The following is a 2,273-nucleotide window of genomic DNA, read 5'->3' on the forward strand; positions in this document are numbered from 1 at the left end:
ATGAGTTCAAACAGCAATTTAAATCAGGAAACTTCGTTGAAGCTCTGAAAATAGCTCTGTCGGAGGCCACTGAGCTAAAGGTGACCACGTGGGTAGCACCAGCTACACCAGAACATCCCCAGCAAGCCCAACAGCCTACACCGGGGTATCGGCTACAGACTCGCATGAACCTGCTAGATGGTGAAGTGAATAATGAGATTGGTAGAGCCTTTGTGGAGGATGGCCCCTATGCTGATTCAGGTCTATGGCAGTTTCACATCAACCAGGTTGAATCAGGTCAGCGGGCTATTCAGGGCAACCTCCAGGGACTACGAGAACTATTTTCTACCCTGGCGCACAATGCGGCGATCGAGTCCTTAGCCTTCGATAGTAGTCCAATTAGCTCCCTGCTTGAACCTGACCCTACAGAGCAGCAAACCAGTGAAGATCGGTTATTTCAGCAACTAGAAGCAAGTCGCCACCAACCTTTGCAGCCACCCTTGGCAGTGGCTTCCCCACAATCATTAGCTTCACAACTACCTACGGTTCCGGCTGGGCCACCGCTACAATCGCCGCCGTCAAATCAGCCAGAGCAATCACCACTGCCGTCTTCTGATTTAGAGCTAAATCTTTTGCCAGATGCTATGGTTACTTCACCCTCTGACATCGGGATGGAGTTAGCAGTAAACCCTGCCCTAGGTGCTACACCAGTCAGTGCCGAGCCTAGCTCTGCAACTGTCGATCACGTCACGCAAGATCTCATCCAGCCAGTAGAAGCATCTAACGTTGAGGATTATTCCTACTATCCCAGCCCCCCAGACATTCCCCCCAGCTATGTTCCTGGCAACTATGAACCCTGGCAGCCAGCGGACGCTGATTTACCCTATCCAGACTCATTATCAGATTTAAGTTTTGTTGATAGTCAACCTGAGCTGACTCAAGGCTCAAGGAGTGACCAGACAGCGTTGCCGCACGGTTCCTATTCACAAGGGGGACAAGAGCAGCCTACTGGTGTGATGTCTCCAGCAGTGCCTGCTTATGTACCTACAGATTACCCGTCTGGTTTGCCAGACTCAGGGCTGGGTGATGCAGGGAATGCTGATTTGGCTACGCCTGACCTGAACTTAGGCAGTTATGGTTACGATCCCAATGCCTATGAGGCTATGGAGTCTATGCCAGAGCATCCCTCGTCGTTGTCTGCTGATACACCAAACCTGCGGCTGTTGTTGCTGGCCATGGTTGCTAAGTTAAGGCAGGGTCAAAAACCAACCCCTCAGGAGTGGGCTGACTTGAAGGCGGCTAGTCTAGGGTTGTTGAGTAATGTCACTCAGGGCAGAACGGTAGGTGAGTCCTTGGCAGCCGGGGCTGCGATCGTGGCGGCAGGCGCATTGTTATTGTGGGGAGCTGATCGCATGGGTATCCGAGTACCCTTCTTCAGTAGCAATGACAATAATGGAGATCCGTCTCAGGTGATAACACCATCCGTTCCACCAACTGAGCCGGCTACATCTACCGTGCCTACGGCATCGCCTGATGCTAATCCTGCTGCTACGTCTACGGCATCTCCCCGTATCAGTCCCTCCCCCACATCCATCACTGGTCTCACAACAACTGCTAGTCCAAAAGTTAGCTTCGCAGATGTGCCCAAACAGCACTGGGCCTATCCATTTATTACTGCAATGGCAGAACGGAAGTTTGTGACTGGAAATAAACAAGGCGAATTTCTGCCTGACAAGCGGATTACTCGTGCTGAGTTTGCTGCACTTATTAGCAAACCCTTGGAGCAACCTGTCCGTCGTAAATCCATCACCTATAGGGACTTAAAGCAGAACTATTGGGCAACCAAGGTAATTGATGAAGTAACCCGAACTGGTTTTATGGATGGATATCCGAAACAGCAGTTTCGCCCAGAAAGACCTATGATCCGGCTAGAGGTGATTGTCGCTCTGGCTAGGGGTTTGGGTCTAGAACCGACGGTTGACCCAGCTAAAACGCTGAAGGTTTACAAAGACTATACTAAGATTCCAAAGTGGGCTGTGCGATCGCTCGCGGCGGCAACGGAAGCAGGGTTGGTGGTCAATTATCCTGACCCAGCAGTGTTAAACCCCCAAAGACCAGCCACTCGTGCCGAAGCAGTAGCCATCATGTATCAGGCACTCGTCAAGGTGAACAGAGTCCAGCCTATGCAATCTAAGTACATTGTTAACAAGAAGTGACGTTAACACGTGATGCCTATGCTCTGTCTATCCAGAGGGATGATAGTGTTGGGGTAGCTCAATTGTGAAGGTAGAGCC

Annotated in this window: 1 protein-coding gene; it reads left to right on the top strand. The window is 51.0% G+C overall.

The genetic code is table 11. From position 1 onward, the window contains the following. Window positions 1–2,195: S-layer homology domain-containing protein (locus tag NZ772_17710; protein MCS6815392.1), on the top strand; the 2,195-nt coding region annotated here is incomplete at its 5' end. Window positions 2,196–2,273: the final 78 nt, after the last annotated feature.

The sequence above is a fragment of the Cyanobacteriota bacterium genome (assembly GCA_025054735.1).
Classification (GTDB): Bacteria; Cyanobacteriota; Cyanobacteriia; order SKYG9; family SKYG9; genus SKYG9.